The organism is Elioraea sp. Yellowstone (assembly GCF_006704265.1).
Lineage (GTDB): Bacteria > Pseudomonadota > Alphaproteobacteria > Acetobacterales > Acetobacteraceae > Elioraea.
In genome coordinates this window covers 1-7,323 of sequence record NZ_VIKA01000151.1, presented here as the reverse complement: position 1 = coordinate 7,323, position 7,323 = coordinate 1, and the positions used below count along the sequence as shown (strand labels likewise).

Genomic DNA, 7,323 nt, shown 5'->3' with positions numbered 1-7,323 from the left:
CGTGCCGGGCGACGCGGCGGCGACCGCGGCGCGGCGGGGCGGGCGCGCCCCCCCCCCCGCGCGCGGGTTAGGTGGCCGGGCCGAACGGGACGCCGAAGAGGGGGGGGCGGGCGTGGCGGATCGGGCAGCGGTTGCGGCTGGAGCACCATCGGCGGCGGCGCCGGCGACTCGGCGGTGGCGATCACCGCGGGTTCGGGTTCGCGCAGCAGGACATACCACGCTGCACCCGCCGCGGCGGCGAGCGCCAGGGGAAGCGCCGCCAGCAGGGCCACGGGCACGCGCCGCCTGGGCTCCGCGCCGCCGCCCGCCGGACCGGTCTTGGCCGGCGCGCGCTCCGGCGCCGGCGATGCCGGACGGCGTTCGATCACCGTCGCATCCAGATCGACCCCGGCGATCGTCGCCGCAGGCGCGGCCTCGGCCGTGCGGATCGCCTCGGCGAGGGCGGCGCGGAAGGCGGCCGCGCTCTCGAAGCGGGCCTGCGGCCGCTTCGCCATCGCCTTCGCCACCACCGCGTCGAGCGGCGGCGGCACGGCCCCACTGATCTCCGAGGGGCGCGGCGGCTCGACGTTCAGCACCTTGTGCATGATCGCGGTGAAGCTGCCCTCGAAGGGCTTGTCGCCGGTGAGCAGCTGGTACAGGACGACGCCGGCCGAGTAGACGTCGGTGCGCGGATCGACCGGCTCGCCGCGGAACTGTTCGGGCGACATGTAGGCGGGCGTGCCGAGCACCGTGCCGGCCTGGGTCATGGTGCTGGATTCGATCCGGGCGATGCCGAAATCGGTCACCTTCACCTGGCCCGACCTGGTCAGCATCACGTTCGCGGGCTTGATGTCGCGATGCACCACGCCCTTCTCGTGCGCGTGCGCGAGCGCGGCGAGGAGTTCGTCCATGACGCGGGCGACCTCCTTGAGCGGCAGCCGCTCGCCCTTGTCGAGCAGGCCCTTGAGCGAGCCGCCCTCGACATGCTCCATCACCAGGTAGGCGAGCCCGTCCTGCTCGCCGTAGTCGTAGACGGCCACCACGTTGGGGTGCGACAGGCGCCCCGCCGCCTGCGCCTCGCGCTTGAAGCGGGCGATCTCCTCCGCCGCCTCCTGGTCGCCGGCGTGGTCGAGCTTGATGGTCTTGATCGCCACCGTGCGCTCGATCACCGGGTCGGTGGCGCGCCACACCGTGCCGGCGGCCCCGCGGCCGATCGCGGCGATGATCCGGTACTTGCCGAGGGTCTGGCCTTCCATCGCGGGCCTGCTGTGGATGGGGCACCGAGTCTGCCCCATGATCGGGCCGGCGGGAAACACCCGATTCGCGGCTGCGACGCAAGCCGGGCGGGCGCCCCGGCTGCCGTGGCACGGCAATGAGCCGAATCCGCAACATTTGGCCGGAGGAGGGCTGCGTGCTAGCGTCGGCGCCGGTGATGGGAGCGGAATGACAGCACGCCGGATCCGCGCGCGCCGCCGGAGGGAAGGCCGGTTCGCCCGCCGGGGCGCGCTGGTCGTACTGGTCGCGCTGGCCGCGCTGCCGATCGGCCTGCTGCCCGGCGCCACCGTGCACGCCCAGCCGGCGCCGCCGCCCGTGCTCGCGCCTCCGCCGGAGCGCGTGACCGTCCCGCCGCCGGCGCGCGTCGAGCCCGAGCTCCCCGCTCCCGCCGCGCCCGCGGTCGTGCCGGTCCCGCCCGGCGCGGAGACGGTCCGTCTGGTGCCGCGCGCGATCCTGGTCGAGGGCGCGAGCGCGATCCCTCCCGACCGGCTGAGCGCGGAGACCGACCGGCTGGTGGGCCGGGAGGTGACGGTCGCCGAGATCTTCGCCCTCGCCCAGCGCCTCGAGCGGCTCTACCTGGATGCGGGCTACTTCCTCAGCCGCGTGGTCGTGCCGCCGCAGCGCATCGAGGACGGCGTGGTGCGCCTGCGCGTGATCGAGGGCGGCATCGCCGACATCGAGTACGAGGGCGAGATCGGGCCGGCGATCGCGCAGGTGCGCGCCTTCCTCGCCCCCCTGCTCGCCGAGCGGCCGCTCGCGGTCGCCACCCTCGAACGCGCGCTGCTGCTCGTCAACGACATCCCCGGCGTGGCGGCGAGCGCGACCTTGCGGCCCGGGACCGTCGAGGGCGCGCCGCTGATGGTGGTCAGCCTGTCGCGCCGCGCCTATGACGGCGTGCTGATCTACGACAATCGCGCCTCGCGCCAGCAGGGGCCGACCCAGCTCTTCGCGCTCGCCGGGCTGAACAGCTTCACCCCGTTCGGCGAGCGCGCCGAGCTCCTGGCCGTCACCACGGCCCTGCGCGGCCAGCCGGAGCAGCGCCAGGAGCAGAACTTCGTCCAGGCCAACCTCTCCGGCTTCATCGGCGCGAGCGGATTGTCGCTCAGGCTGTTCGCGGGCTACGGCCGCACGTTGCCGGGCCTGCCGCTCGCCGCCCTGGACTACGAGGGGCATGTCGTCGTCGCCGGGCTAGCCGCGCGCTATCCGCTGATCCGCTCACGCGCGGCGAATCTGTGGCTGAACGGCCAGGTCGATCTCTACAACGCCCAGTCGCAGGACGACGCGCAGCGCCAGGTGCAGCAGCGCACCGAAGGCCGCTACCGCGCCGCGCGGCTGGGCCTGGAGGCGAACCTGCGCGACGCGTGGCTCGGCATCACCACGCTCCGCGCGACCGTGCACAAGGGGATCGACGGCTTCGGCGCCTCGTCGGACGCGATCACGGCGCTGACGCCGCGGCCCGGCGCCAATCCGGACTACGTGAAGTGGACGGGCGAGCTGTCGCGTCTGCAGGCCCTGTTCACGGCCGGGCGCTGGAGCTTCGACCTGCTCGGCGTGATCGCCGGACAGTACTCGGGCGACGTCCTGCCGCAGCAGGAGAAGTTCTTCCTCGGCGGCGACCGCCTCGGGCGCGGCTTCTACGCCGGCGAGGTCTCCGGCGATCGTGCCGTGATCGGATCGATCGAGCTGCGCGCCACGACCGAACTCCGCCTCACCGAGGCGGACACGACCGGCCTGCCGGCACAGTTCTACGGCTTCGTCGATCTCGGTCGCGCCTGGGACCAGGAAGGGCAGGGGCTGCCGCCGCCGCCAGCCATACCGATGCGTTCGCTCGGTCTCGGCGTCCGGCTCGACATCCGCTCCTGGCTGACGCTCGAGATCGAGGGCGTGCGTCGGCTCACGCGCGAGTTTGCTGGCGCGAACGTGCAACCTTTGTCAATGTATGCGGGGTTCTTCAGGCTCACTGGCCGCTTCTGACATCGGATGGCGGCGCAAGAACAGGGGAAGGGGGCTGCGAACCGCGCCATGATCGCCTCGGGCCCTCAGAGGCTGCGGCTGCTGCTGGCGTCAGGCACGGCGCTCACGGCACTGGCCGGCGTGCCGGCGCATGCCAATCCCGAGGGCGGCACGGTGGTGGCCGGGCAGGCGACGATCGCCACGCCCGCCCCCGGCCATCTCGTCGTGCAGCAGGGCAGCGCCCGCGCGGTGATCGACTGGCAGCGCTTCTCGATCGCGCCCGGCGAGCACACGCAGTTCGTCCAGCCCTCGTCCTCGGCGATCGCGCTCAATCGCGTCAGGGGGCCGGATCCGAGCGTGATCGCCGGGAGGCTCTCCGCGAACGGAAGGATCGTGATCCAGAACGAAGCCGGCGTGACCTTCTCGGAGGGCGCGCAGGTGAGTGCCGCGAGCCTGCTCGCGACCACCGCTCGCATCGACGCGGAGCGGCTGATGGCGACCGGCGAGGTGACGGCGAGCGCGGCCGGCCGGGTGGCCGGCGCGCGGGTCGAGAACCGCGGCGAGATCACGGTGGCCGACAGCGGCGTTGCCGCGCTGGTCGGGCCCGAGGTGCGCAACGCCGGCCGCATCGTCGCCCGGCAGGGGCGGGTCGTGCTGGGCGGGGCCGAGACCTACACGATCGACCTCGCCGGCGACGGGCTGGTGGCCTTCGAGGTGCGCGATCCCGTCGCGCGCGCGCCGGCGGGCGGTGGCCCGGTCGTGTCGAACACCGGCACGATCGAGGCGCCGGGCGGACAGGTGCTGGTCTCGGCGCGCGTGGCGCGCGGCGTGGTCGACGAGGTGATCTTCGCCGGCGGCCGGATCGCCGCCACCGCGGTGCGCCAGGAGGGAGGCGCGATCGTGCTCGGCGGCGGGGATGCCGGCACGGTGACGGTCGCGGGCCATCTCGACGTCTCCGGCCGCGAGCCGGGCCAGCGCGGCGGCACGGTCGATGTGCGCGGCGAGCGGATCGCGCTCAAGGATGGCGCACGGATCGACGCCTCGGGGCGGGCCGGCGGCGGCACGGTGCGGGTCGGCGGCGATCTGCGCGGCCAGGGCCCGGGTCCGAAGGCGCGCGAGGTCACCGTCGAGCGCGGCGCCGCGATCCTCGCCGATGCCACGGCGGCGGGCGACGGCGGACGCGTGATCGTCTGGTCGGAGGAGGCGACCCGGTTCTGGGGCGAGATCAGCGCGCGCGGCGGGGCCGAAGGGGGCGACGGCGGCTTCGCCGAGGTCTCGTCCAAGGGCTGGCTCGACTATCGCGGTCTCGCCGACCTGCGCGCCACCCTCGGCCGGGTCGGCGTGCTGCTGCTCGACCCGACCGATCTCCAGATCGCCGACATCCCGTCGCAGGACGTCACGATCGGGCCTGTCACCCAGCCGTCGCCGGGCGCGCCGGGTCCGACCTCGGTGCTCAATGCCGGCGATCTGGAGGCGCAGCTCGCCCTCTCCGACGTGGTGGTGACCACGGTCGGGAGTCCCGACACCGGCGGCACCGGCGAGATCGCCGTGTTCTCGGACCTCGTGATCCCGACCGGACGGACGCTCACGCTGCAGGCCCAGGGCGCCGTGCTGCAGGACCTCGGATCGGCGATCACGGCGGTCGGATCGGCCAATCTGACGCTGCAGTCCGGGGTCGGCGCCGGGGGCGCGGGCAACATCATCCTCGCCGGCACGATCGCGCTCGGGCCATCCGGCCAGCTGGTGCTCGATGCCACCGGCGGCGGCACCGGCGCCGGCGGGGCGATCAGCCAGACCGCCGGTTCGATCGCGGCCGCGACGCTGCTGGCGGAGGCCGCGGGCGCCGTGTCGATCAACACCGCGGCGGCCGGAACGGTCGCGGGCAGCGCCGGCGGGGCGTTCAGCCTCGCTGCCGGCGGGGCGCTGACGGTGGGCACGGTCGCGGGCGTGTCGGGCATCACCACCGCCGGCCAGCCGGTCACGCTCACCGCCGCCGGCGCGCTGACCCTCACCGAGGCGATCGCGGCCGGCGGCGGCGCCGTCTCCCTGACCGCCGGCACGGGCGCCCTGCTCCGCGTCGACGCGCCGGTCGAGGCGGGGGCGGTCACCGCCGTGGCCGACCGGATCGCGGTGAACGCGGCCCTGGGCACCGGTGCCGCCACGGTGGACATCGCCACCCGCACCGGCACCCGGCCGATCCTGCTCGGCACCGGCACCGAACTCGGCAGCACCGACGCCGACTCGACCGCGCTCGCGGTGAACCGCGACGAGTTCGCCCGGCTGGGCGCGGCGGACGCCACCGTGCGGCTCCGGAGCACCACCGGCACGATCACGGTCTCGGGCACGGCTGGAGACCCGGCGACGGGGATCGCGCTCGGCGGCCGCAGCCTGATCCTCCAGACGGGCAGCACGAGCGCGGGCGCGATCGGCCAGACCGGCCCGGTGACGGGCGGGGCCGGCTCGGCCCTCGCCGCCTCGGCCGCGAGCGGCTCGGTCGCGCTCACCGATCCGGCCAACAGCGTCGGCACGATCGCCGGGCGCGCGGGCGGCGCCGGCCACGTCTTCCGGTTCACCAACGCGGGCGCGCTCGCCGTCGGGACGGTCGGCGGGGGCGCACTGCCCGCACTGTCCGGGCTCGCCACCGCCGGGGCGGACGTCGCCCTGCGCGCCGCCGGCACGCTGAGCCTCGATCAGGGGATCGCCGCGGGCACGGGCGGGGTGTTCCTGAACACCACCGCAGGCGGCGCGATCTCCCAGGCGGCCGCCGCGCCGATCGTCGCCAGCCGCCTCGACCTCGCCGCGGAAGGCCCGGTCGATCTGACCGCGGCGGCGAACCAGGTCGGCACGCTGGTCGCGATCACCGGCGAGGGTCTCGCCTTCCGCAACACCGGCAGCCTTGCGCTCGTGGCGCACAACCTCGGCACGGGCGCCGTCACCGTCAGCGCCGAGGGGGCAGGCAGCGATCTCACCGTCGTCGCCGACACCGAGGTGCCCGGGGTGGCGAATGCCGGGGCAGTCACGCTCGCGGCAGCCGACACCCTGACCCTGCTGGAGCCGGTCACGGCCGGTACGGTCGCCTCGCTCGCGGGCGGGCAGGTGGCGATCGAGGCCACCGTGGCGGCACCGCGCGTCGTCGTGACGGCGGATGACCTGTCGATCGGCCCCTCCGGCACCCTCGGCACGGCGACCCTCACCGAGGCGGTGCTGCGCACCCTGACCGCCGGCCGCGCGATCAGCCTGGGCGCGGCAGCGGCCGGCACCTTGTCGATCGACGCCGTCGAGCTCGGCCGGATCGGCCTCGGGGCGAATGACTATCATCTCCGCATCGGCAGCCTCGGCGGGGCGGACCGGCCCGGCGAGGCGGCGACGGGCACGCTGACGCTGCGCGCCGGCATCGATCTGGCCGGCCGGCAGGTGACCCTGGAGGCCGGCCAGGCCGGTGCGGATGTCGCACAGCTCGCCGGCGCGGCGCTGGGCGCCGACAGCCTCGTCGCGCGGAGCGCCCAGGGCTCGGTGCTGCTCGGGGCGGCGGACAACGCGGTCGGGACGTTCGCCGGCAGCGCGCCGGGCACGAGCGCCGATGTCGAGTTCCGCGGCGCGGGGCCCGTCACGGTCGCCGCCCTGGCGCACGGCACCGACGCGACGGTGGCGGGAATCACCGCCGGGCGCACGGTGCGGCTGGCGAGCGGATTCGGCTCGGTGCAGCAGACGGCGGCCGGCCGCATCGAGGCGCAGAGCCTGCTCGCGCGTGCGGCGTTCGGTGATGTCGATCTCACGGCGTCGGCTGCGAACAGTGTCGGCACCGTCGCGGGCGAGGCCTTCTTCCGCTTCGCCTATCGCGCCGCCGCCGACCTCACCGTCGGGTCGGTCGGCCCGAGCGCCGCCTTCCCCGGCCCGACCGCGGGCGTCTCCACCGTCCTGCCGGGCGCGGTGACGCTCACCGCCGGCGGCGACCTCGCGCTCGCCGCCCCGGTCACCGCGCCCGGCGGCACGGTGCGGCTCCAGGCCGGCCAGGACCTGACCCAGGGGGCGTCGGGAAGGATCGAGGCGGGCGCGCTGCTGGCCCGCGCCGGTCGCGACCTGCTGCTCGACGGGGCGGACGGAACGGCGCTGCCC

The 7,323-nt window shown here is 75.4% G+C and carries 3 protein-coding genes; 2 read left to right on the top strand and 1 reads right to left on the bottom strand.

Features of this window, described 5'->3' with window-relative positions:
- Window positions 1-1,235 (bottom strand): serine/threonine-protein kinase (locus FK498_RS20150; protein ID WP_202614881.1); only part of this gene is annotated, 1,235 nt, incomplete at its 3' end.
- 187 nt (window positions 1,236-1,422) lie between these two features.
- On the opposite strand from FK498_RS20150, the gene FK498_RS15830 reads away from it, so the two are divergent.
- Window positions 1,423-3,228: a ShlB/FhaC/HecB family hemolysin secretion/activation protein gene (locus tag FK498_RS15830; RefSeq protein ID WP_161988446.1), complete on the top strand. Its 1,806-nt coding sequence runs from the start codon at window positions 1,423-1,425 to the stop codon at window positions 3,226-3,228.
- Between the two features lie 48 nt (window positions 3,229-3,276).
- The coding region (locus tag FK498_RS15825; protein WP_161988445.1) for a filamentous hemagglutinin N-terminal domain-containing protein at window positions 3,277-7,323 on the top strand (4,047 nt) is incomplete at its 3' end.